The organism is Vibrio sp. A1-1 (genome assembly GCF_021728175.1).
In the GTDB taxonomy this organism is placed as follows: Bacteria; Pseudomonadota; Gammaproteobacteria; order Enterobacterales; family Vibrionaceae; genus Vibrio; species Vibrio diabolicus.
Map to the genome: position 1 here is coordinate 29,967 of NZ_JAKKCL010000014.1, position 23,418 is coordinate 53,384.

The following is a 23,418-nucleotide window of genomic DNA, read 5'->3' on the forward strand; positions in this document are numbered from 1 at the left end:
TTTGAAGACCTGTGACTTTTATATTTTTTCAGAATAAAACGTAAGTTGTTTGTCGAGATAGTCGTTGATGATGATTCTCGCTCTTTCTGCATCAATGCCTTGCGGGTTGAGCGTTCCGCGCAGCCAAATACCATCGATAAGTGACGCAATACCATGAGCAACCAGTTCGGCCTGCTCTGCATTTAATAATGCTTTGAGTTCTTTTCTTAGGTGGGACAATAAACGTCGTTCATTGACACGCTGCAAACGCTTAAGCTGTTCGTCATGCATTGAGTACGACCAGAACGCTAGCCAAGTCTTAGCAACTTGGTTTTCTGCCTGATAGCCGACAAAGTTACCGTCAATGATGGCATTAATTCTCTGATGATGAGCATCGCTTGGCAGCTCACGCAACTTCTGCGTGATGGTGGACGAAAGCTGACGCAAGATTTCGCGCATCGTTTCCTCCAGCAATCCGTGCTTACCACCGAAATAGTGGTTGATAATCCCCGTTGATACTCCGGCTTCTTTACTGATCAACGAAATACTCGCAGCGTGTAAACCGACTCTATCAATCACTGACATTGTCGCTTTCACCAGCTGTGGTTTTCTGATTTCAGGCATCCCCACCTTTGGCATTTTGCGTCCTTGTTATTTTTAATTGAACGGTTAGTTAAATATAAAATGCCTGAAAATTAGTTCGAACTCAAATCATTTTTTAAGAAAAGGGTTATTAACAAAGGAAGGAAAGTTGATGGTGTACGCAAAATTTCTATGCGATAACTTGTCGTAAAAGTCAAAGATGTGTTTAAAAATCCAAATAAAAACACAAATAAACCAATAATTTATTGAAGTATCAATTTTTAACACACCTTTCAGAGAATTGTTTTTCGTGCCACAAAAATCCACACCAGAAAAATTTTACATCGACCACTAATCATTTCACCTGTATCGGCTTTGTTTGTATAAAAAACAGACATACTCGTGTGTTATAGCTTCGTATAAACAAGTGACATTAGTACTTTGAAAATGGGGGAGATAAAACGAGTAGAAAATACTGAACGCTATGAGTATGTAATTCGATACTCTTAAGCTAAGCGATTTTGAAGTAATCAGTAGGAAGGATGAGTTCAGGCTCACCGTTTGATGAGCCTGCATTCTTGATTTTATTAGGTCAGCTTGCGCCCTTTCACGCAGTTACGTCCATCCGCTTTAGCTTGATAAAGTAATTTATCTGCCTGATCACAGAGTGATTTAAAATTCATCTCACTATCTTCAGTCGTCACAACACCAAAACTACAGGTCACTCTCACTTCTTCATTCTGTTCCGTGACGAACCCATGTAAGGATAAAGCGCTACGTAATCGTTCAGCGGTAATGAGAGAGTATTCATGATCGGTATTGGGCATCACAACAACAAACTCCTCACCACCAAAGCGTGCAACAATGTCATTTTCACGCACCGTCTCTTCTAGCACTTTGGCAACGCCTGTTAGTACGGCATCACCGAACACATGCCCATAGGTATCATTTACCTGTTTAAAATAATCTACATCGATTAGCGCTAAACTTACCGGCCCCGACTGCGGCTTCTTTGGCACCATTTTCTGTTTATCGAGTTTGCTATCCACCCATTTGTTTAAAGCTAGGTAGCCGTACTTAACTTGCTCGACTTGCTCAGACACAAAATGCTGCACCTTTTCTTGCTTAGATTGAGGCGTCGGCTTTTCTTTGCGTTCACGTTTCGTCTCTACGGGTTTAGTGAACCAATCTTCTAAAAAACGGCGATTAAATAACCCTGTCAATGTATCTGTCTTTGCTAGGCGGCGCATTCTTAAACGTGATCGATTCACAACAAGGAATACCACTGCCATCAAAAAGAGAACACCAATGAGTGCTAGTAGCGCTTCACCCAATAGATAAAAGGTACGACGGTTATTTTCCAGTTCCATACGCTGCAACACGTTGTTCCAGTTGAGATCTTCGTTCTCATATTCAAGTCTTTCTAGCTCAAATAGCGTCTGCTGACGCTCAAGATTTTCAACTTCTCTTTGGTTGCTAAATTGGATGAATTTATCGTGATAGTTGCCGTAAGTTTTATACGCTAGTTTAAAGTCATTGCTTCCCGCGTAGGCCATGGCTGCCACTTTTAATAGTTCCATTTGCTGTTGCTTAACATATCGGCTCTCGATAATTTCCGGCAACATAGGCGCGATCATCGCTAGAAGTGTCTCAAACTGCTTCTGTTCTAGCATATATTCGGCTTGCAACAGCTTAAATGTAGCTAAGTAGGCGCTAGAAGTTTCTCTATATTGTAAGTTCTCCGCCAACTTTAAGTGGCGAACCATCTTACTTTCTTGGTTCGTCTCACGGTATAACGCAGCAAGCTCGAGGTTAACTCGAAACCTAAAGCGCCCGTCACCAATGATTTGCGCGAGCTTTAGCGCTCTCTGATACGATACAATCGCCTCTTCGTATTGGAACTGTGCCTTATGAAGCTTTGCTATCGTTAAGACGCTCAGCAGCTCATTGAACGACATGCGTCTATCCCTAAAATAACGGTACGCTTGCTCCAACAATGCTTCTGAACGGTCATAGCCCTGAATTTTGACCAGTACGTCACCAAGCTCTAGCGCCGCCCGTTCGACCAATCCTTGAACGCCAGAGGACTCAGCCGCATCCATTGACGACATAATTGCGGCATAGGATTTTTTAAACTCGCCCTGCTCATCGTAGTAACGTCCTTTTAGCAACAGGATCTCCGACTCGAGCTGCTTATCGCCATTTTCACGCGATGTTTCCAACAAACTATCCAACGAAGACAGCGCGGTATCGATATCGCTCTTTCCGACCATAGTTCGCATCTGAATCAACTTAAATAAGAGATACTCATGGCTTTGTGGACGCACAAGTTCCAACCCTTTTTGTGCGACGTTTTGGCTCTCTTCCGCGCGCCCAAGTAGCTCTAGAACCGTGGACTTTGCAAGCCAATAACGTACCAGTAGCTCTGTTGGTTGATTTTGTAGTAGAGAGTCTTCTTCTAACGCCTCAATCAAAGCCAAAGAGCTCTGAGGTAATGCGTAAATTTGATTTTCAATGCCTTCTAGCGACTGTAAAAACTTACCTTCTTGTTCAACCTTTTCTGCGGATGCCTGAATAGAAAGACACAGACACCCCAATAGTAGTGGCACCGTCCTAAGCGAATGAAATAGTGACATTATTGCTCTTCCCTAATGGGTAGTTACTTCAGTGTAATAGAGAATTCTGGTTATTTTATTATTAAGGTAGCTGAAGGTTATTCAGCCAGCCTCATATTCCCATGTATTTTGCGCTGAATAATAAATCACCATCTTTAGATGTCGAAATGGTTTTCGGTCACAATATAATCAATAAGAGTGTTTTTCATACCCCAAGAAGCAAAATCTCATCAATGAGACAAATAATTGTCTTGATTGTGAATTAATGTATTTACATAAAAATTAACACGAGAGCACTTATTCATACCAAAAATACAAAAGAGTTGTAAATGTAATCGGTACAGCAGCCGTTGCTAAAACATCCATTAAAAATTATCGATAGAAACAATATAAGAAAGGAGGAAGGAAGCGGACAATCAAGCTCGCTCCCCTTTTTAATATGAGGAGGGGCTACATTCGCATTCCGCCATCGACTTCGAATACTCTTCCAGTCACGAACTCATTGGTTAACACGTATTTGATGGTCGAAGAAATTTCATCAGCAAGACCTAAGCGTCCGACAGGAATCATTTTAACTAAACGCTCCATCGCTTCAGGTTTTATTTGGTCCGTCATGGCAGTCTTGATGACACCCGGAGCAATCGCTACTGAGCGAATTCCGAAACGCCCTAACTCTTTCGCCCACACCGTCGCCATGGTGGCTACCGCCGCTTTGGATGCAGAATAGTTAGTTTGACCAATATTCCCCGCACGCGCGACGCTAGATATGTTGATCAGAACGCCTTTGCTATCGGTGTTCAGCATTACCTTGCTCGCTTCGCGGCCACACAGAAAAGTGCCTGTCACATTCACATCCATAACAGACCGAAATTGTTCCAGCGACATCGCGTTAACCTGACCATCTTTAACTTTGATGAACATGCCATCGCGCATAATGCCTGCGTTATTGATCACGCCATTGAGCTGTTTGAAATCCGCTTCAATTTGCTCAAAAGCAGCGCACACTTCTTGTTCTTCCGTCACGTTCGCTACATAAAAACGAGTGGTGACGCCGAAAGATTCACACTCCGCTTTCGTTTCAGCCAGTTGATCTGAATTGAGGTCGATAAGCGCAAGGTGAACACCGCTTTCCGCTAGCGACAGCGCCATTTGTTTACCAAGCCCCTGCCCGGCCCCCGTGATCGCAATAACCTTATTTGCTAGATCCATAAGCACTCCTTAGGCCTGATTTTGCTTTTGGTAGAACTCAAACAAGCTTGAAAAATCTTTTTGTCCGTTGCCCTGACCGTTGTGAAAATTAAACAGGTTACGAGCCAAGCTGCCCATTGGCGTTGATGTTTGACTGGCAACCGCCGCTTCCATCGCAAGACCGAGATCTTTCGCCATTAACTGACTCATAAAGCCGCCCTGATAACCATTGCTTGCAGGCGTGTTTTCCATCACACCTGGGCACGGGTTGTAAAGCTCTAGCGCCCAGTTACGGCCTGAACTTTGCAGCATGATGTCAGACAGCACTTTGGGATCGAGTCCGTTTTCCATGCCTAAATTGAGTGCTTCACAAGTGCCGCTCATCAAAATGCCCAACATCATGTTATTGCAGATCTTCGCCACCTGACCGGCTCCGGCATCACCTGCATGGAAAATGTTTTTGCCCATGCGGCTAAGCACCACCTTGGCTTGAACAAAGTTCTCTTGTGAGCCGCCAACAATGAAAGTCAACGTACCTGCCGCTGCGCCCGCAACGCCACCAGATACCGGTGCATCAACAAAGCTGATGCCAAGCTGCAGCGCCTTTTCGCCAACCAAACGAGCGGTCGCTGGATCGATAGTCGAAGAGTCGATTAGCAGCGTTCCAGAATCTACGCTATCTAAGATCCCGTCTTGACCAAGATAAACACTTTGAACGTGTTGGCTAGCAGGTAGCATGGTGACCACCACGCTCGCACCTTGAACGGCTTGTTTTACCGAATCTGCACTCGACGCACCAAGTGCGGTAAGTTCTGCCACAGCGTTTGGATTCAAATCAAACACTTCGACGTTCAAGCCCGCTGTGAGTAGGTTCTTAGCCATAGGCGCGCCCATGTTGCCAAGGCCAATAAATGCAATTTTATCCATGTCGTATTTCTTCCTTGTCTAAAGTGCCACAGTGGCAACCGAGGATGCGGTCAGTGGGTATTCTGCTGAATCAATTGGCGCGAAGAAGCGTTCCAAAACTTGTGGCGTTACGTCAGAAACCGTGCGATGTTGCCAAGTCGGTTGATTGGTTTTATCGATAATCAGCGCACGAACCCCTTCTCTAAAATCACCTTCTAAGCCGCAACGTAACGTCAGATTAAATTCCATATCAAAACACGCTTTCAAAGAGAGGTTTTGATACTGCGTTAGCTGCTGATAAGTGATATTGAGCGACAACGGACTGCCATAATTCAATGCTTTTTGCGCATTGATGAACCACTTATCATCAACGTCGGCACTGCTGATTGTGCGAACAATCGAATCTAAATCACCCGAACAAAGCTGCTCAATCAATCCCGCATATGGCATCAACATCCCTTCGCTTGGCTCGTCCACTTGTACCGAACGTAGCGTAGTAGCGATTTTTTCGTTGATGTTCGCTTCACCTTTCCAACTTACCGATGCGAGTAGATCCAACAGTGCTTGTTTGCTTTCTGGCTGTGCAATCCATTGGCTTAATCCCAACGCTTTCATGTCTGTCGCGTTGATTTGGCAAGCCGTCAAACTTAAGAAAAGTGCCAAATGTTTTGGCAACTGATTTAGGAAGTACGTCGCGCCTACGTCTGGGTAAAGGCCGATTTTAATCTCTGGCATCGCAAAGCGTGTGGTGGTTTCTGCTACGCGATGACTTGCGCCCATAAATAAGCCCACACCGCCGCCCATCAGATAACCATGCCCCCACGCGATGATCGGTTTTGGATAAGTGTGAATAAGATGATCACAGCGATATTCGAGGTCAAAGAAGGTTTCCATCGCTAAAAACGCGGAATCAAAGTCTTGCTCTTTGTTTTCAAGTGCACGGTAAATCGCTTGAATGTCACCACCAGCACAAAACGCTTTTTCACCTTGAGCATGCAAGAATACCGCGACGATGCTGTCGTCCGTTTGCCATTCATTAAGCTGTTTGTACAACTTCTCAATCATCACGTAACTCAACGCGTTGAGAGCAGCTGGATTATCAAGTTCCAGCACACCAATAACAGAACCATCAGCGCACTCAAGTTTTGAAACATTTACTGTACCTGTCATTTGGCCTCCGCTAGCTGTTTGTCCATTGTGGCTTACGCTTTTGCAAGAAGGCGTTTACACCCTCAGTCTGATCTTGTGTATTGAACAGCTGTAAAAACAGTTCACGCTCCAAAACCAATCCAGAAGCGTGAGTTTGGCTGCGTCGACCTTGAATGAGCGTTTTGCACGCAGACACGGATTTCGGCGATTGGCCAGCAACACGCTGTGCAAGTACTATCGCCGCTTCTAGTGCTTGGCCTTTCGCCACCACTTCTTCGACTAAACCAATTTTTTCCGCTCGCTCGGCCGTCACTCGTTCGCCACATAGAATCATACGCTTCGCCCAACCTTCACCTACCAACGCGGTCAGGTTTTGCGTTCCACCCGCGCAAGGCAACAAGCCGACCGATGCTTCAGGAAGTGCCATTTGTACTTGTTCTTCTGCGATGCGAATGTCACACGCCATCGCCACTTCCAGACCACCACCCATCGCATAGCCATTAACCGCTGCGATAGAAACCCCATCGAACGCTGACAGCGCTTCAAAGGCTTCACCAAATGCGAACGCCATATCTGCTGCTTGTGATTTATCACCCGATGCAAAGTTGTTGAGATCCGCTCCAGCAGAAAAGAATTTCTCGCCTTCGCCCGTCAGTACCAACGCATAAATAGAGCGATCATTACTGAGTTCAATCGCCAACTCTTTGAGCTGATTTAGGGATTCAAGCGTCCAAGTGTTCGCCGGCGGATTACTAATCGTGAGTTTGGCGATATGCGCTTCGCGCTCCAATTTGATTTGTGCCGTCATAATCTTTCAGTCCTTTTTAATGTCTTTAGGTTAGGCTGCGTCTCTCCTAAAGCAGCTCAACGCCTTCCGTTAGTAATCGTCTTGCGACGATCAGACGCATGATTTCGTTGGTGCCTTCAAGAATTTGGTGAACACGAACGTCTCGGAAATGGCGCTCGACTGGATATTCTTTGATGTAGCCATACCCACCGTGAATTTGCAGCGCCTGGTCACAGACCTTAAAGCCCACATCAGTGGCAAAGCGTTTTGCCATGGCACAGTACGCACTCTTTTCTGTATGTTGCGCATCGAGTTTGGCGGCAGCGAGTCGCACCATTTGACGCGCAGCAACCAGCTCAGTTGCCATATCAGCAAGCTTGAACTGCAACGCTTGAAATTGCGCCAGTGAACGGCCGAACTGTTTGCGTTCGGTCATGTATTGCTTGGCTTCGTTCAGTGCTTGTTGCGCAGTACCGACGGAACAAGTGGCGATATTGATTCGACCACCATCAAGGCCAAGCATGGCGAACTTAAAGCCTTCTCCCTCTTCACCCAACAGATAGTCAGCCGGAATGCGGACATTTTCGAAGGTGATCATGCGCGTTGGTTGGCAGTTCCAACCCATTTTGGCTTCTTTCTTACCGTAGCTAATGCCTTCGCAATCAGCAGGAACGACGAACGCAGAAACGCCTCCCGCTCCTTCGCCGCACGAACGCGCCATCACGACGAGAACATCTGTATCACCCGCGCCAGAGATAAACACTTTTGCGCCATTCAGGACAAACTCATCGCCGTCACGCACTGCACTGGTCGTCAGTGAAGCGGCATCAGATCCGGCATTAGGTTCGGTTAAACAGTAGGAAGCGAGCTTTTCACCCGAAATTAGATCCGCGCTAAATTGCTGCGCCACTTCGGCTTTGGCAAAGCTGGTGATCATCCACGTCGCCATATTGTGAATGGTCATAAACGCAGTAGTCGCGGTACAACCCATAGCCAACTGCTCGAAAATGATCGCCGCATCCAAACGAGACAATCCCAAACCACCATGCTCTGGCGGCGTATAGATGCTCAGAAAGCCAAGTTCACCAGCTTGACGCAGTACATCTTTAGGGAAATGATGGTTTTCATCCCACTCGGCCGCGTGCGGCGCTAACATTTGGTCTGCAAACTGCTTTGCTACTTCGGCGAACGCGAGTTGATCTTCGTTTAATTCAAAATCCATCTTGAAGTCCTAAGGTCTAATTCGTTGCATTTTTATCCGAGCCAAGCCCTCTAAAAGGAAGAAGGGCTTGGCTAGAGGTGTCGCTAATCCATTAATTAGCTAAGTTGAATAGTCATGTTTGGACCGCTTGGAATGTCATCTTCAAACCAACGCGCGGTGACAGTTTTCGTCTCGGTGTAGAAGCGAACCGCTTGTTTACCGTAAGCATGCAGGTCACCGTAGAAACTGCCTTTCCACCCCGTAAATGAGAAGAATGGCAATGGCACCGGAATCGGCACGTTGATGCCTACGTTACCTACTTCGATATTGTGTTGATACTTTCTCGCGGCAGCGCCGTTCGCCGTGAAAATAGACGTACCATTACCAAAGCGGTTTGCATTGATCAGTTCAATCGCTTCATCTAGGTCATCCACTTCCATAGTTAACAGTACAGGCCCGAAAATTTCTTCCTTATAAATCGACATGTCTGTGGTCACGTTGGTAAACAGTGTTGGTCCCACCCAGTTACCGTTCGGGAAGCCAGGTACTTGACAGTCGGTACCGTCCAGAACACAGTTCGCACCAGATTTTTTGCCTTCATTAATTAAGTTCACCACACGTTGTTTCGCTTGCGGGCTAATCAGCGGACCATAACCGGCGGTTTCATCATCCCACGCGCCAGGTTGAACCTGAGCTAACGCCTCTTTAAGCTCTGGAATCCATTCTTTGGTTTCGCCGACAAATACCGCCACCGAAATCGCCATACAGCGTTGGCCTGCGGCACCGACTGACGCGCCAACTAGGTTATTGATGACTTGCTGCTTGTTTGCATCTGGCATGATGACCATGTGGTTCTTAGCACCTGCAAATGACTGCACGCGTTTCAGGTTGTCTGTACCTGTTTTGTAGATGTACTCACCAACGGGCACTGAGCCGACAAAAGAGATCGCACGAACGACTGGATCAGTCAGAATGCGATCGACTTGCTCTTTGGTGCCGTGAACAATTTGCAAAACACCTTTTGGTGCACCTGCTTGTTCAAACAGCTCCGCCAGTTTCATTGCCGTTAGTGGCACTTGCTCTGACGGCTTCAAAATAAAGGTGTTGCCACAAGCGATCGCCATTGGGAACATCCACAATGGAATCATCGCAGGGAAGTTAAACGGAGTAATACCCGCACAAACACCGAGCGGTTGAATGTAAGAGTAACCATCAATATTGGTTGCGACGTTTTCCACCGTTTCACCCATCATTGAGCTACAAATGTTCGCCGCTTGTTCTACGACTTCAATCCCGCGCCAAATGTCACCCTTTGCATCCGCAAGAGTTTTGCCTGTCTCACTTGAAAGCAGTATCGCCAACTCATCGTGTTGCTCTTTTAGCAAGTGTTGGTAGCGCAGCATCAATCTCGCACGCTCCGGAGCGGCAACTTCTTTCCAACGCTTGAACGTTTCCGTTGCGCTAGCAATCGCCGCATTCATTTCCGATTCCGTGGCACAAGGTACTTGCGCAATCACTTCGTTGGTTGCCGGGTTAGTTACATCTAGCCATTGTTTTGAGTCGGAGATGGCAAATTCACCACCGATATACTGCTTTACTTGTTCTGTCATGATGACATCCTTGTATTTTTCAGCTTGTTACTGACTACTGTTATGTAAGTGAAACTTTGTTGAGAATGAATTAGCAGATTTCAATCGCGATGGCGGTAGCCTCGCCGCCACCAATACAAAGCGATGCAACGCCACGTTTACCGCCTGTTTGTTTAAGAGCGTGAATCAAAGTCACGAGGATTCGGTTACCACTCGCACCAATTGGATGCCCCAACGCACAAGCGCCGCCGCGAGGGTTCACTTTGCTCTCGTCCAATTCGAGTGCTTTCACCGCGTATTGAGCGACAACGGCAAAGGCTTCATTGATTTCCCAAAGGTCCACGTCTGATTTGTCCCAGCCCGTTTTTTCCAGCAGCGTTTCAATCGCGAATACGGGTGCGATGGTGAACTCATCAGGCTGTCTTGCATGCGTGCTGTACGCGACAATTTTGGCTAGAGGCTGAAGGTTTTCCTGACGGCCAAATTCACTATCAACCAATACCATTGCCGATGCACCATCAGAAATAGAACTGGAATTTGCCGCCGTTACGCCGCCATCTTTGGCAAACGCAGGTCGTAAGGTGGGAATTTTATTGACGTCGAGTTTGCTCGGTTGCTCATCGTCTACCACCAAGGTTTCGTCGCGTCGACTTTTTACGTTAACAGGCACGATCTCTTCTTTGAACAAACCTTGCTCAATCGCTTGCTGCGCACGAGTCACCGACTGTTGCGCCCAGATATCCATACTTTCACGGCTGAACTGATACTTTTGCGCGGTTTGTTCGGCAAAGACACCCATCAATTCGCCTTGGTAGGCATCCTGCAAACCGTCATAAAACATGTGATCAAGCACTTGCTCGTGACCTAAACGGAAACCATCTCGCGCTTTCTTAAGTAGATAAGGAGAAGAGGACATGTTTTCCATACCGCCAGCGATAACCGCGTGCGCATTACCAGATTGAATAAGATCATGTGCCATCATGACGGTTTTCATGCCCGAGCCACAGACTTTGTTCAGTGTCGTACAACCAATCGATTGTGGCATTTCTGCTTTTAGGCTTGCTTGTCTTGCAGGCGCTTGTCCCACTCCGGCGGGTAAAACGCATCCCATCAACACTTCGTCTATTTTTTGCACATCGAGTTGGCTTTCGGCTAGTGCCCCTTGGATGGCTTTCGCACCGAGTTCCGTGACATCTGTTGAAGCTAATGCACCTTGAAAAGAGCCGATAGGCGTTCGCTTGGCGGCAACAATCCATGTTTCATTTTTCATTCCATTAACCTTTTATTGACGTTTACGTCATAACTATACTAACATTTACGTTAACGTCAAGTTTGAGGTTGTTGTTTGTTCGAGTGATTATTTTATTTCGAGTAAATGCGAGTGATATCAAGGCTCAAGAGTGGATGTTGTTTGTTTACTTTAACGTTAACGAATTGTATATTCGTATGAATGTTATACGAAAGTCGTAAGGTTAAGGAATGAACACATTTAAGATCAGCGAGCTCGCGAAAGAGTTCGACATTACTACCCGAAGTATTCGCTTCTACGAAGATTTAGGTCTCCTAACTCCGGAACGTAAAGGCAACACACGAATCTACAATGGTCGCGATCGAATTCGACTAAAACTGATTTTGCGAGGTAAGCGATTGGGCTTTTCTCTTGCAGATATCAAAGAGTTATTTGAACTCTACGATACCGATCAAAGTACTGAGCAGTTGAACTATATGATTCGGTTGATCGAAGAGAAGAAGGCAGCATTGCAACAGCAAGCAAACGACATTCAAGCGGTAATGATGGAGTTAAACGCGGCACAGTTGCGATGCCAAAACACACTGAGATCCATGAAAGGCGAAAAAGTCACCTAACACCTCAACTCTGGGATGTAGGTGACGTAAAGGCAAGGACACGCAATGAAATCTACCTACTCTTCCCTGAACTTTGTTTATGACGAAAATACCGATTTGCTTCGCGAGCAAATCAATAGTTTTGCTGCAAGAGAAATTGCGCCGCTAGCGCAATCTATCGACCAATCTAACGACTTTCCAAACCATCTTTGGTCCAAACTGGGTGACATGGGTCTTTTAGGCGTGACCACCAGCGAAGAGTTTGGTGGTGCAGACATGGGCTATCTCGCCCACGTTGTCGCTATGGAAGAGATCAGCCGAGCTTCCGCTTCGGTTGCATTAAGTTACGGCGCTCACTCCAATCTTTGTGTCAATCAAATCCACCGCAACGGCACACAAGCACAAAAAGAGAAATACCTACCAAAGCTCATCTCTGGCGAACATATTGGCGCACTAGCGATGAGTGAGCCCGGCGCAGGTTCCGATGTGGTATCCATGCAGCTCAAAGCCGAACGTAAAGGCGATATCTTCCTGCTAAATGGCAACAAAATGTGGATCACTAACGGTCCGGATGCACATACCTATGTTGTCTACGCCAAAACCGATCCAAGCCAGCATTCTAAAGGCATCACGGCCTTTATTGTAGAACGTGGATACCCGGGATTCACTCAAGCGCAAAAGCTCGACAAACTAGGCATGCGCGGTTCGAACACTTGTGAATTGGTATTCCAAAACTGCGAAGTCCCTGCTGAAAACATTCTTGGTGAAGAAAACCAAGGCGTGAAAGTGTTGATGAGCGGTTTGGACTACGAACGCGTTGTGCTTGCCGGCGGCCCGCTTGGCATTATGCAGGCATGTATGGATATCGTTGTGCCATATATCCACGACCGTAAACAGTTCGGCAAATCCATTGGCGAATTCCAGCTTGTGCAAGCGAAAATCGCGGATATGTACACACAAATGAATGCTGCTAAAGCCTACGTATATGCTGTGGCAGCCGCTTGTGATCGCGGTGAAACCACACGTAAAGACTCCGCTGGTGCGATTCTCTACAGCGCGGAACTGGCAACCAAAATGGCATTAGATGCCATTCAGTTACTTGGCGGTAATGGCTATATCAATGAGTTTGATACTGGTCGTTTACTACGCGATGCCAAGCTGTATGAAATTGGGGCCGGCACTTCAGAAATTCGCCGCATGCTTATTGGTCGCGAATTGTTTAACGAAAGCGCCTAATCATCATACCTAGGCGTTCTAACTCGAAACAACTTCCTTATTCAACCTAAATAAAGACGGGGGTTGTCACCCGTCTACCGAATGGAGATCGGCTATTTATGGCTTGTTTGACGACCAAAATTAATACCCATTCAGAGCAGTATCAGGAAAACTACCGCTCTATGGCGTCGCTTGTAGATCAACTCTATACCGTGACTGAACAAATCGAAGATGGCGGCGGTGAGAAAGCCCGCGAGCATCAGCAGAAGAAAGGTAAACTTCCGGTTCGTGAGCGCATTCTTGCCCTACTCGACCCCGGTTCATCTTTTTTAGAAATCGGTCAGTTTGCAGGTTGGGATGTGTATCCAGATTACGTTCCATGTGCGGGCGTAGTAGCGGGTGTTGGTGTGATTGACGGCACCGAATGCATGATCGTCGCCAACGACGTAACGGTAAAAGGCGGCAGTTACTACCCGCTCACGGTTAAAAAGCACTTACGCGCACAGGAAATCGCAGAGAAGTGTCAGTTGCCGTGTGTTTACTTAGTCGACTCTGGCGGTGCTAACCTACCCCGTCAAGATGAAGTCTTCCCTGATAAAGACCATTTTGGTCGTATTTTCTACAACCAAGCCCGTATGTCGGCCAAAGGCATTCCACAAATTGCGGTGGTCATGGGGCTATGTACCGCTGGCGGCGCTTATGTTCCTGCGATGTGCGACGTATCCATCATAGTCAAAGAACAAGGCACGATTTTTTTGGCAGGTCCACCTCTGGTAAAAGCAGCGACAGGTGAAGAAGTCAGCGCGGAAGATCTTGGTGGCGCAGACGTTCACTGCCGTACGTCTGGCGTAGCCGATTACTATGCTGAAAATGATCACCACGCGTTAGAACTGGCAAGACAAGCTGTCTCTCAAATCAACCACTTGAAACCCGTCCAACTCAAGCAAAAAGCGCCACAGGAACCACGCTTTACTGCGCAAGAGCTGTACGGCATCGTCGGAACCGATCTTAAAAAGCCGTTTGATGTCAAAGAGGTCATTGCCCGAATTGTTGATGATTCACAATTTGATGAATTTAAAGCCTTGTTCGGTGAAACCTTGGTCTGTGGCTTTGCTCATATTCACGGAATGCCGATTGGCATTGTCGCTAACAACGGCATTCTATTTTCGGAATCGGCGCAGAAAGGTGCGCATTTTATTGAGCTGTGCGCACAGCGCAAAATTCCTCTGCTATTTTTGCAGAACATCACTGGCTTTATGGTCGGCCAGAAGTACGAAGCCGAAGGCATCGCCAAGCATGGCGCGAAAATGGTGACCGCTGTTGCGTGTGCAGACGTACCGAAGTTTACCGTGGTTATAGGTGGATCGTATGGTGCAGGTAACTACGGTATGTGTGGTCGCGCTTATGATCCAACCATGATGTGGATGTGGCCAAATGCACGTATTTCCGTAATGGGTGGTGAGCAAGCGGCTGGCGTGATGGCACAAGTGACCCGCGATATTAAAACGCGTAAAGGAGAAAGCTGGAGCACTGAAGAAGAGGAAGCGTTCAAACGTCCTATCGCGCAGCAGTACCAGACTCAAAGCCATGCTTATTACGCCAGTGCTCGCCTGTGGGACGATGGGATTATTGATCCTGCAAAAACCCGTGATGTTGTGGGTATTGCTCTATCTGCTGCGCTTAATGCACCAATACCAGACAGCAAATTTGGCATCTTCCGTATGTAGTCGGATACAAAGCAAAACCCTAACTCCTCGCTATCCATCAATGATGAATAAAGTGCTGATTAGCGAGTATTGGAATATCAGACTGAAATGTCAGACAAAGGAAGTCACATGACCGGACTACTGCTTGAAAAAGACAGCAATGGCGTTGCCTGGTTGAGCCTGAATCGGCCAGAAAAACACAACGCGTTTAATGACGCATTGATTGCCTCACTAATTGAGACACTAGAACAGCTCGAAAAGGACGATTCTCTCCGTGCACTGGTGTTAAGTGCACAGGGAAAACACTTTTCTGCGGGAGCAGATCTGGGCTGGATGCAATCAATGGCAACCAAAACCGAAAGTGAAAACCTGCAAGATGCACAGCAACTAGCAAAACTGTTGCATACGCTGGATACCTTCAGTAAACCAACGATTGCCATGGTGCACGGCGCAGCATTTGGTGGCGCGCTTGGGCTGATCTGTTGCTGTGATATCGCTATTGGTACACCTGAAAGCCGCTTCTGTTTGAGTGAAGTGAAGCTCGGTTTGTTACCCGCCACCATCGGACCTTACGTAATCCGAGCGATTGGACAAAGACAGAGCCGACGCTACTTTTTAACCGCGGAACTGATTGATGCCGAAACCGCACTATCGATGAGTATTCTTCATCAGATAGACTCTCAACCACGTGAAGCCGTCAATCGCACCATTGATCACCTGCTTAACAACAGTCCACAAGCCATGCAGGCAGCAAAAACGCTCTGCTTACGTTGTGATAGCCAACCTATCGATCACTCATTAATTGAATACACCAGCCAAGCGATTGCAACCGCCCGCGTGTCCAGCGAAGGACAGGAAGGACTGAGTGCATTTTTTGAAAAGCGCGCCGCCAATTGGAGGAATCATGTTTAAAAGAATACTGATCGCAAACCGCGGTGAAATTGCATGCCGAATTATTAAAACCGCAAAAAGCATGGCTATAGAGACGGTTGCCGTCTATTCCGAAGCGGATCGAAGCAGCTTACATGTAAAACAGGCGGATTTTGCTGAATTTATTGGCCCTGCTCCGGCGAGTGAATCGTATCTTGATATCGATGCGATTATTGGCGCTGCGAAAAAATGGCAAGCTGATGCTATCCACCCCGGGTATGGTTTTCTTTCCGAGAACCCAAAACTAGCCAAAGCGTGCAGCGAAAATGGCATTGTATTTATTGGCCCTTCCACCAGCGCAATTGAAGCAATGGGTTCGAAGTCGCAAGCCAAAGCCATCATGTCAGAGGCGAACGTGCCCTTGGTTCCGGGCTATCACGGCACAGACAACAGCGTTGAGCACTTATTGGCTGAAGCAGAAAAAATCGGTTACCCAGTGATGCTTAAAGCAACACAAGGTGGTGGCGGTAAAGGCATGCGAGTGGTCAACAGTGCAGCCGAAATGCCGTTGGCCATCGACGGTGCGCAGCGTGAAGCGCTTTCAAGTTTTGGCGACAAGCAGCTTCTTATCGAAAAATGTATTTTGCAGCCGCGCCACGTTGAAGTTCAGGTGTTTGCTGACCAGCATGGCAACTGTGTTTACCTGTCTGACCGCGACTGTTCCATTCAGCGTCGTCACCAAAAAGTAGTCGAAGAAGCACCTGCACCCGGTCTTAGTGATGAACTGCGTAAACAAATGGGTGAAGCCGCGGTTCAGGCCGCGCAAGCAATAGACTACGTTGGCGCTGGTACGGTTGAATTCTTGCTCGATAGCCGAGGTCATTTCTACTTCATGGAAATGAATACCCGTCTGCAAGTTGAACATCCTGTCACTGAATTGATCACCGGCGTTGATTTGGTTGAATGGCAATTCAAAGTTGCGGCTGGCGAGCATTTACCGATCTCGCAATCCGAAATCACTCATAACGGTCACTCAATCGAGCTGAGAATTTACGCCGAAGATGCAGACAATGACTTTATGCCGTCGACTGGACGCATTGATTACTTAAAAGAACCCGTATCAGACAGTAATGTGCGCCTAGCTTGTGTACGTGTTGATAGTGGTGTTACTCAAGGCGATACCATCAGCGAATACTACGATCCGATGATCAGCAAACTGATCGTCTGGGGCCAAACACGTGATATCGCGCTCAAGCAGCTTAAGCAGGCGTTAACTCAATATCACGTACGTGGAGTCACGACAAACATTGGTTATCTGCACAGCATTATTTCGCAGCCAGCCTTTGCCAATATAGAACTTGATACCGACTTCCTGGTTAAACATCAGCAAGGCATTAGCGCTCAGCAAAGTGTGTCAGATTCTATCTGGCTAACGTTGGCGGCGGTTGCTCGCTGGAACAAACTCACGTTGAAATCTAGCGATTCGGCATTACCATCCCCGACCAAACAAGGTTTTAGGCTATCGGTTAACAATGTTTATCGATTTAACTTCACGGATGCCAATGCCAATCATCAAGTACGTTTGCGACAAGCATCGCAAGAAACAGGGGCTCAGCATCTGAACCACTTAACTGTCCGATGCGGCGAGGAGTTGCATCAGGTCATCCTGCTTGAAAGTGGCAACCAGTTTATCGTCGATATTGATAATGAGCGTTACACCTTTAATGCGCTTAGCGACGAACAAAAGACAACGCTGTTTTATCTTGGTCAGCAACGCACTTTCGCTCATCAACCAAGTTTTGAATCCGCAAAAGGTCAAGACGATGAACTTAGCCCAACCGCACCACTGAACGGTGTGATCTCGGCGGTCATGGTGAATAAGGGAGACAAAGTAGCGGCTGGTGATCCGTTGTTAGTGCTCGAAGCGATGAAGATGGAATACACCATTACCACTCCGGTAGCAGCGACCGTTGATGAAGTGTTTTATCAGCATGGAGAGCAGGTACAGCACGGTTCCATCCTGCTGCATTTAATTTCTACACCCGATAATGTCTGTAAAGATAAGGAGCACGAATATGCTACCAGCGAAGGTTAACATCGTCGAAGTCGGCGCACGCGATGGTCTGCAAAACGAAACAGCAGTGACGCTGGTTGATAAAATCCGTTTGATTAACCAACTAAGCACCAGTGGCTTAAAACACATTGAAGCAGGCTCTTTTGTCTCTCCAAAGTGGGTACCTCAAATGGCCGATTCCGATCAGGTGTTTGCTGGTATCACGCAAAAGCCTGACGTGGTTTATAGCGCGCTCACACCAAATATCGCCGGGTTAGAACGTGCGCTGGCAAGCGGTGTAAAGCAAATTGCGGTATTTGGCTCCGCTTCAGAAGCGTTCAGCCAGAAGAACATCAACTGCAGCATTGCGGAAAGCCTCTCTCGCTTTGAGCCCGTGATCGAGCTCGCAAAGCAACACAACATTCCTGTGCGTGGGTATTTATCCTGCACCATGGTTTGCCCCTACGTGGGAGAAATAAAACCAGAGCAAACCACCGCGGTAGCGAATACGCTGTTTGATATGGGATGTTATGAAATTTCGCTTGGTGACACGGTCGGCAAAGCAACGCCTAATCGCGTTATCGCCATGCTGGATTCGCTGTTAACGCAACTGCCAAAAGACGCGCTCGCGGTACATTTTCATGACACCTATGGACAAGCGTTAGCCAATATCTACCAAGCCTTGCTGATGGGGATCAATACCATTGATAGTGCCGTTGCAGGACTGGGCGGCTGCCCTTACGCGAAAGGTGCCAGTGGCAATGTTGCAACGGAAGATGTGCTTTATCTTTGTGAGCAACTTGGGATTGAAACAGGCATTGATCTTAAAATAATCAACCAAGCAGGTTGGCAAATTTGCCGAGCCTTAGGTAAACGGCCGATGTCGAAAGTGGCGTTAGCATTGGGCGATCCAAACAGCTTGTAAATTGCTCAACCCACGATACACAATTACAAACGAGCATGTTTAATAACATGCTCGTTTTTTTGAGCCGATTTAATCGAACCGAAACACTAAACAGAGGCGTGCTTTTCCTCTGTAAGGGTATGGCATCCCCACTTCGCGATCATATTAAGCAAATCACTTTTCTGAACTGGTTTTGTCAGGTAATCATCCATACCTAATGCGATACTTTTTTGTTGCTGCTCTTGCATCGCATGTGCGGAAAACGCGACGATTGGACACCAAGGAAACGCACCACTTTCCTGTAACTCACGAATGTCTTTTGTCACGCCAAAACCATCTTTGTTTGGCATAGAAATATCGGTAATCACCAAGTCCGGAGAAAGCTGTTTATAAAGTTCAACGGCTTCAACACCATCTTCCGCCAACGTCAGTTTAACACCTGTGTCTTGCAACATTTTTTCAATCAATATTCGATTGATATGGCTGTCTTCTGCGACTAATAGGTGCAGGCTAGAAAAGTCAGGATTCTCATCTGAGGCAAGTTCTCGACGCTTTTGTGTCTTAGTAGAAAACAGAGCTTGCAGTTTATGCTGCGTGACCGGTTGCGGCAATAAACGATCCCGCTCGCACGACCATGCCTGCCCTTCCTCCATCACGCAAGGTGCAAGGAACAGTACCCGTTTGGCAGCGGATTCTGTCGCATCAAGCTCATAGAGCTCATCTCTATCTTGAGCATTGTTTACACTCGCGAGGATACGATCAAAACCATCCAATTTTTTACCCAAAGACTGCGCAGTTGACCAATCGTTGGCATGAGTAACTTCAATGCCAATCTCTTGAGCTAAATTTATCAAGTGTTGCACGCGCGGTTGATAATCATCAATCAACAATAGTCGATTTGCACTCAGCTCTATCGGTTCGGAAAGAAGCTGACTTTGCTTAGGCAACTGCAAACTAAAGCTAAAACACGACCCTTTGCCAAAATCCGAATGCACACAAAGCTCGCCGTTGTACATGCTGATCAAACGTTTTGAGATTGCCAACCCCAAGCCTGTACCTTCATGGCGTCTTGTCGCGGAGGTATCGACCTGCTCAAACTTATCCATAATATGAGCCAATCGATCTTCGGGAATACCAATGCCCGTATCACTCACGGAAAAATCAAAACCGTGCTCACTTTCTCTGACTTTGAGTAGCACATGGCCTTCATCTGTGAATTTCACCGCATTACCGATCAAGTTAAGCAAGATTTGATTAATCCGACCTTTATCACCGACCACGACCGTATTCATGGCCAATGGCATATCAACCAACAACTTGAGGTTCTTTTTATCCGCCTGATAGGCACACAAAGCGGTGCAGCTCTCGACGAGTGAACGCAAGTCAAACTCCTCTTCAACTAACGTCAACTTGCCCGCTTCTACTTTGCTGTAGTCGAGGATGTCATTAATGATGGTCACAAGGTTGTTGGCAGATTTGTGCAGCAAGAGTAATAACTCCCTTGGCTCTCGACGGTTTTCGTTCTCAAGCAATATCTCGCTGATCCCCATGATCGCGTTCATTGGGGTACGAATCTCATGGCTCATGTTCGCCAAAAATTCCGATTTGGCTTGCATCGCCTTTTTCGATTTATCTAAAGCAGACGACAGACGCCTCTCCATCCTGCGCCTGTCGGTGATGTCACGCTCTACCGCAATAAAACGTAACAGCCCGCCATCTTCATCAAACACAGGAGAGAGCTCCAACTCGACCCAATACGGGTGCTTCGACTTGGTATAGTTGAGTATTTCAACCCTAATAGGAGAGTGCTTACGGACACTGTTTGAGAGCAATGCCACCGTATTTGGGTCTGTGTCTGGCCCTTGGAGTAACTCGCCCGGCGATTTGCCAATGACTTCTTCCAACGTATATTCGGTTAGCTGTTCAAACGCAGGGTTTACCCATGCAATAGTGCCGTCAGGGTGAGTAATGATGATGGTATCACGCGCATGCTCAGCAACCTCAGCAAGCTGCGATATTTTGGCCGATAACTGTTGCTGGGTTTGATGCTCTTGCTGAAGTTTAGTTTGCGCTTGCGCTAAAGAGCGTGACATTTGGTTAAACGCTTCGCCAACACGTGTAACTTCGTCATTGCCTGAAATCGAAATTTGCGAACCCGGACCTTGCTGTGAAACCTTGATTACCCCAGTACGAAGAAGATCGAGCCGCTTCATCAAATAGCTACCGAGAGCATACGAAAACATGGCCACCAGCGACATTTCAATAAAGGCGATAACCAAACTTGCATGAGTCGCAAATGAAAGAACTTGATGTACATGTTCAACATTCACACCCATTTCAACCTTACCGAAAGCCTGCTCTCCAAGAGTAATCTCTTGCGCAACATCGTAAACTCCATCGGTCACATCAAACGGTCTCACACCAGTATCAACACCGCTGTAATCCCCCTGTAGCGTCAGCTCGACGCCATCTTGATTAACAATACGAATATAAGCCAGCTCGTGCTCACTCACGACAGAACGAGCAAAACTGTCTAGATAGGCTAAGTCCGTCGCAATCACCGCATCTCTCGACGCCTGAGCAAATACACTCACCAAGTGTTGGCTCCCAACCTCGAGGCTAGTCTCGTTGGAACTTTCCAACCAATTAAGCCCACTAATGATGAGTACACCGAGCGCAAGGGCCTCAATAAGAGCAATGCCAAGTATCGTTTTCGAACGCAGCGTCATAGGACAACCATTTATCTTGAGATTCCCAATTGAACAACATCTTGCCAATCTTGGTCTTGTGCAAGCTGTAACCCGTCAATGTTGAGTAAAGTAAAACTCTCCTGTGCTTTTGGATCGTCATTAAGTTGCGAAATTGCCTTTCGTAAGGCAAGAGTAATCTCTTCATCGACATTATTTGAAACCGCAATAGCATGAGGCGTATAACCAGCAGTTGTATAAATGATGCTAAGTTGGTCTTTTATTTCACTCGGTAAGCTCTCAAAGGTACGCTTCACGCCACCACCAGCAATGTACAAACCTTTAAGTACCCCCAAATAGACTGAGTCGTGCGAACCGACGTATTTAGGCGTAAACTTGATGCCTTTCTGCGCCAACTCTGATTGTGTGATGATAGAAGCAGCAAATGCTCGTGGGGCAGGAAAAGCGATGGTCTTGTCTTGCAGCTCATCAAGGGAAACCGACTTCCCTCGCCTTGCTACAATAATGCCTGTGATGCGCTTATTCTTCGCTCTTGCTAAAGCCGTATAACCTGGGTTTTGATTCACCAAGGTAAAGTGATATGGGTTCATGTATGCAATGTCGTAGGCTCCAGCCATCAAGCGAGCTTCGAATGTGGGAATATCACGTGCCGTGGCAAACTTAATCTCAACGCCAGCAAGATCTCCCCAGCGTTGCAGTAATGGCTGCCATTGTTGCACTAGTTTGGTCGCCGACTGTTGCGGTACGACACCAAAAACAATGGAAGGTTGAGCAACGACAGAAGGTGACCATATGCATAACACCATAAGCAACGTAAATATTCGCTTGTGAAGCCGCCAAATCAACGTCTTTAATTGGGAGTTCAACAAAATCATCTCCTTCTGTTTGTCTCTCGTTAAAGATAGATAGCTATCTGAAAGATTGCGAATTATCGGATTAAATTGCCTCGTGTCTCAGATACCATTTATACTCAAATGAACACCTAAAACAGGAGCAGGTAAATGCTTATTACATTTCGTTGCCATAGCCACTCGAACGTCACTATGTTTGGCGATATTGCGATAAAGATGATCAAAATGATGGGCCATAGTGGCTCAGTACCAGGGTCAATTTCCGCTCAAGACACCCCTGATGCTCTATCTAGATTGACCTCCGCTCTCGCAGCACAAGAAGCGATAGAGCAGAACAACAGTCAAGCAATGGAAGAAGATGAGGAGCAAGAGGAACAAACGGTCAGTTTAGGACGCAGAGCATTTCCACTTATTGAGCTTTTAAAATCGGCTATTAAAGAAGAGTGCGAAGTGATGTGGGACAGCCAATAAATGCTCCAAATCAAGCTGTGGAGAGGAAAGCAACATCCAATCTATACTTTCCTCCCCTGCTAAAAGGAACTTACCCAATTCACTTCACTTCTCTATTTGAATGACTCTTAACGAGTGCTTACTCAAAACTAACCTATTGAATATAAATCAGTGATAAGCCTCTGATTTCATAATAAAAATCCCCTATTGACTGAAACACTCACTTATCATTGTGGCCTCAACTGCAAACCATTAATGGAATGATTGTTATGTCAGAACTGACTCGGATGCGCTCTAGAGAAACCTATAATTGCCTGGATGAAGAACTAAAGCTAATGCGCGCCAACACTGCGCAGCTTGTCTTCCAATTTAACCACGAGCCAAACCCAGATATCCGTAGACAACTATTGGCGGAAATGGGCGTCCAATTAGAAAACAGCGCCTGTATAGAGCCACCGCTTCAACTTACCTACGGTTGTCACTTGTCCATCGGGGAAAACACCTACATCAACTGGGATGCCAATATTCTGGACAATGGACAGGTTGAGATTGGTGCGAACGTCATGATTGGGCCTAGAGTGCAAATTTACACAGCCGCTCATTCACTCGATACACAAAGACGCTTAGCCGGAGATGAGATCGCCAAACCGGTCAAAATCGGCAATAACGTTTGGATTGGTGGGGGCGCAATCATACTGCCAGGCGTGACTATTGGCGATGAGGCCGTCGTCGGCGCTGGCTCTGTCGTAACCAAAGACGTTGCGCCAGGCGATCGAGTTGCTGGAAATCCGGCGCGCTCCATTAAACCAAAAAACTGAAG

Annotated in this window: 19 protein-coding genes; 8 read left to right on the forward strand and 11 right to left on the reverse strand. The window is 46.9% G+C overall.

Features of this window, described 5'->3' with window-relative positions; all coding sequences use genetic code 11:
• Nucleotides 1-18: 18 nt before the first annotated feature.
• The 9 genes from betI to L3V30_RS18225 all read right to left on the reverse strand — a co-directional run bounded on the left by betI (nucleotide 19) and on the right by L3V30_RS18225 (nucleotide 11,266).
• On the reverse strand, nucleotides 19-618 hold the full coding sequence (betI, locus tag L3V30_RS18185; RefSeq protein WP_005392557.1) for a transcriptional regulator BetI: 600 nt from the start codon (nucleotides 616-618) through the stop codon (nucleotides 19-21).
• A 530-nt stretch (nucleotides 619-1,148) separates the two neighbouring features.
• The gene (locus L3V30_RS18190) at nucleotides 1,149-3,197 is read right to left on the reverse strand and encodes a tetratricopeptide repeat-containing diguanylate cyclase (RefSeq protein WP_237309455.1); all 2,049 of its coding nucleotides are present in this window, start codon (nucleotides 3,195-3,197) and stop codon (nucleotides 1,149-1,151) included.
• A gap of 429 nt (nucleotides 3,198-3,626) precedes the next feature.
• The gene (locus L3V30_RS18195; protein WP_085344422.1) at nucleotides 3,627-4,385 is read right to left on the reverse strand and encodes an SDR family oxidoreductase; all 759 of its coding nucleotides are present in this window, start codon (nucleotides 4,383-4,385) and stop codon (nucleotides 3,627-3,629) included.
• Between the two features lie 9 nt (nucleotides 4,386-4,394).
• The gene (mmsB, locus tag L3V30_RS18200) at nucleotides 4,395-5,291 is read right to left on the reverse strand and encodes a 3-hydroxyisobutyrate dehydrogenase (protein ID WP_237309456.1); all 897 of its coding nucleotides are present in this window, start codon (nucleotides 5,289-5,291) and stop codon (nucleotides 4,395-4,397) included.
• An 18-nt stretch (nucleotides 5,292-5,309) separates the two neighbouring features.
• Entirely contained in the window at nucleotides 5,310-6,440 is a 1,131-nt protein-coding gene (locus L3V30_RS18205; protein WP_237309457.1) for an enoyl-CoA hydratase/isomerase family protein, read from the reverse strand.
• A gap of 10 nt (nucleotides 6,441-6,450) precedes the next feature.
• Entirely contained in the window at nucleotides 6,451-7,227 is a 777-nt protein-coding gene (locus tag L3V30_RS18210; RefSeq protein WP_045545436.1) for an enoyl-CoA hydratase, read from the reverse strand.
• A 46-nt stretch (nucleotides 7,228-7,273) separates the two neighbouring features.
• Nucleotides 7,274-8,428 carry an acyl-CoA dehydrogenase family protein gene (locus L3V30_RS18215; RefSeq protein WP_226420528.1) on the reverse strand — a complete coding sequence of 385 codons (1,155 nt, stop codon included), beginning with the start codon at nucleotides 8,426-8,428 and terminating at the stop codon, nucleotides 7,274-7,276.
• A gap of 95 nt (nucleotides 8,429-8,523) precedes the next feature.
• Entirely contained in the window at nucleotides 8,524-10,017 is a 1,494-nt protein-coding gene (locus L3V30_RS18220) for a CoA-acylating methylmalonate-semialdehyde dehydrogenase (protein ID WP_237309459.1), read from the reverse strand.
• 70 nt (nucleotides 10,018-10,087) lie between these two features.
• On the reverse strand, nucleotides 10,088-11,266 hold the full coding sequence (locus L3V30_RS18225; RefSeq protein WP_005392566.1) for a thiolase family protein: 1,179 nt from the start codon (nucleotides 11,264-11,266) through the stop codon (nucleotides 10,088-10,090).
• A gap of 209 nt (nucleotides 11,267-11,475) precedes the next feature.
• On the opposite strand from L3V30_RS18225, the gene L3V30_RS18230 reads away from it, so the two are divergent.
• From L3V30_RS18230 to L3V30_RS18255, 6 genes are all read left to right on the forward strand, one after another.
• On the forward strand, nucleotides 11,476-11,862 hold the full coding sequence (locus L3V30_RS18230) for a MerR family DNA-binding transcriptional regulator (RefSeq protein ID WP_005373242.1): 387 nt from the start codon (nucleotides 11,476-11,478) through the stop codon (nucleotides 11,860-11,862).
• Between the two features lie 45 nt (nucleotides 11,863-11,907).
• Complete coding sequence (locus tag L3V30_RS18235) at nucleotides 11,908-13,077, forward strand: isovaleryl-CoA dehydrogenase (RefSeq protein ID WP_170901794.1); 1,170 nt, start codon at nucleotides 11,908-11,910, stop codon at nucleotides 13,075-13,077.
• 98 nt (nucleotides 13,078-13,175) lie between these two features.
• On the forward strand, nucleotides 13,176-14,783 hold the full coding sequence (locus L3V30_RS18240; protein ID WP_237309460.1) for a carboxyl transferase domain-containing protein: 1,608 nt from the start codon (nucleotides 13,176-13,178) through the stop codon (nucleotides 14,781-14,783).
• 108 nt (nucleotides 14,784-14,891) lie between these two features.
• Nucleotides 14,892-15,674 carry an enoyl-CoA hydratase-related protein gene (locus L3V30_RS18245; RefSeq protein WP_237309461.1) on the forward strand — a complete coding sequence of 261 codons (783 nt, stop codon included), beginning with the start codon at nucleotides 14,892-14,894 and terminating at the stop codon, nucleotides 15,672-15,674.
• Nucleotides 15,667-17,727 carry an acetyl/propionyl/methylcrotonyl-CoA carboxylase subunit alpha gene (locus L3V30_RS18250; protein WP_237309462.1) on the forward strand — a complete coding sequence of 687 codons (2,061 nt, stop codon included), beginning with the start codon at nucleotides 15,667-15,669 and terminating at the stop codon, nucleotides 17,725-17,727. The genes L3V30_RS18245 and L3V30_RS18250 overlap by 8 nt, the downstream gene beginning before the upstream one ends.
• Nucleotides 17,708-18,610, forward strand: a complete 903-nt coding sequence (locus tag L3V30_RS18255; protein ID WP_237309463.1) for a hydroxymethylglutaryl-CoA lyase — start codon at nucleotides 17,708-17,710, stop codon at nucleotides 18,608-18,610. The genes L3V30_RS18250 and L3V30_RS18255 overlap by 20 nt, the downstream gene beginning before the upstream one ends.
• Nucleotides 18,611-18,696: 86 nt before the next feature.
• On the opposite strand, the gene L3V30_RS18260 is transcribed toward L3V30_RS18255, so the two are convergent.
• Together L3V30_RS18260 and L3V30_RS18265 are read right to left on the reverse strand one after the other, a co-directional pair.
• The gene (locus tag L3V30_RS18260) at nucleotides 18,697-21,318 is read right to left on the reverse strand and encodes an ATP-binding protein (RefSeq protein ID WP_237309464.1); all 2,622 of its coding nucleotides are present in this window, start codon (nucleotides 21,316-21,318) and stop codon (nucleotides 18,697-18,699) included.
• A gap of 11 nt (nucleotides 21,319-21,329) precedes the next feature.
• Nucleotides 21,330-22,166 carry a phosphate/phosphite/phosphonate ABC transporter substrate-binding protein gene (locus tag L3V30_RS18265; protein ID WP_167713190.1) on the reverse strand — a complete coding sequence of 279 codons (837 nt, stop codon included), beginning with the start codon at nucleotides 22,164-22,166 and terminating at the stop codon, nucleotides 21,330-21,332.
• 132 nt (nucleotides 22,167-22,298) lie between these two features.
• Here L3V30_RS18265 and L3V30_RS18270 point away from each other — a divergent pair, with 132 nt between their 5' ends.
• Together L3V30_RS18270 and L3V30_RS18275 are read left to right on the forward strand one after the other, a co-directional pair.
• Complete coding sequence (locus L3V30_RS18270; RefSeq protein ID WP_237309466.1) at nucleotides 22,299-22,619, forward strand: DUF1840 domain-containing protein; 321 nt, start codon at nucleotides 22,299-22,301, stop codon at nucleotides 22,617-22,619.
• A gap of 248 nt (nucleotides 22,620-22,867) precedes the next feature.
• The gene (locus L3V30_RS18275) at nucleotides 22,868-23,416 is read left to right on the forward strand and encodes a sugar O-acetyltransferase (protein WP_237309468.1); all 549 of its coding nucleotides are present in this window, start codon (nucleotides 22,868-22,870) and stop codon (nucleotides 23,414-23,416) included.
• Nucleotides 23,417-23,418 lie beyond the last annotated feature (2 nt).

Coding starts and splice junctions, on each gene's coding strand:
- betI (WP_005392557.1), bottom strand. CDS start 618: ATGCCAAAGGTGGGGATGCCTGAAATCAGAAAACCACAGCTGGTGAAA.
- L3V30_RS18190 (WP_237309455.1), bottom strand. CDS start 3,197: ATGTCACTATTTCATTCGCTTAGGACGGTGCCACTACTATTGGGGTGT.
- L3V30_RS18195 (WP_085344422.1), bottom strand. CDS start 4,385: ATGGATCTAGCAAATAAGGTTATTGCGATCACGGGGGCCGGGCAGGGG.
- mmsB (WP_237309456.1), bottom strand. CDS start 5,291: ATGGATAAAATTGCATTTATTGGCCTTGGCAACATGGGCGCGCCTATG.
- L3V30_RS18205 (WP_237309457.1), bottom strand. CDS start 6,440: ATGACAGGTACAGTAAATGTTTCAAAACTTGAGTGCGCTGATGGTTCT.
- L3V30_RS18210 (WP_045545436.1), bottom strand. CDS start 7,227: ATGACGGCACAAATCAAATTGGAGCGCGAAGCGCATATCGCCAAACTC.
- L3V30_RS18215 (WP_226420528.1), bottom strand. CDS start 8,428: ATGGATTTTGAATTAAACGAAGATCAACTCGCGTTCGCCGAAGTAGCA.
- L3V30_RS18220 (WP_237309459.1), bottom strand. CDS start 10,017: ATGACAGAACAAGTAAAGCAGTATATCGGTGGTGAATTTGCCATCTCC.
- L3V30_RS18225 (WP_005392566.1), bottom strand. CDS start 11,266: ATGAAAAATGAAACATGGATTGTTGCCGCCAAGCGAACGCCTATCGGC.
- L3V30_RS18230 (WP_005373242.1), top strand. CDS start 11,476: ATGAACACATTTAAGATCAGCGAGCTCGCGAAAGAGTTCGACATTACT.
- L3V30_RS18235 (WP_170901794.1), top strand. CDS start 11,908: ATGAAATCTACCTACTCTTCCCTGAACTTTGTTTATGACGAAAATACC.
- L3V30_RS18240 (WP_237309460.1), top strand. CDS start 13,176: ATGGCTTGTTTGACGACCAAAATTAATACCCATTCAGAGCAGTATCAG.
- L3V30_RS18245 (WP_237309461.1), top strand. CDS start 14,892: ATGACCGGACTACTGCTTGAAAAAGACAGCAATGGCGTTGCCTGGTTG.
- L3V30_RS18250 (WP_237309462.1), top strand. CDS start 15,667: ATGTTTAAAAGAATACTGATCGCAAACCGCGGTGAAATTGCATGCCGA.
- L3V30_RS18255 (WP_237309463.1), top strand. CDS start 17,708: ATGCTACCAGCGAAGGTTAACATCGTCGAAGTCGGCGCACGCGATGGT.
- L3V30_RS18260 (WP_237309464.1), bottom strand. CDS start 21,318: ATGACGCTGCGTTCGAAAACGATACTTGGCATTGCTCTTATTGAGGCC.
- L3V30_RS18270 (WP_237309466.1), top strand. CDS start 22,299: ATGCTTATTACATTTCGTTGCCATAGCCACTCGAACGTCACTATGTTT.
- L3V30_RS18275 (WP_237309468.1), top strand. CDS start 22,868: ATGTCAGAACTGACTCGGATGCGCTCTAGAGAAACCTATAATTGCCTG.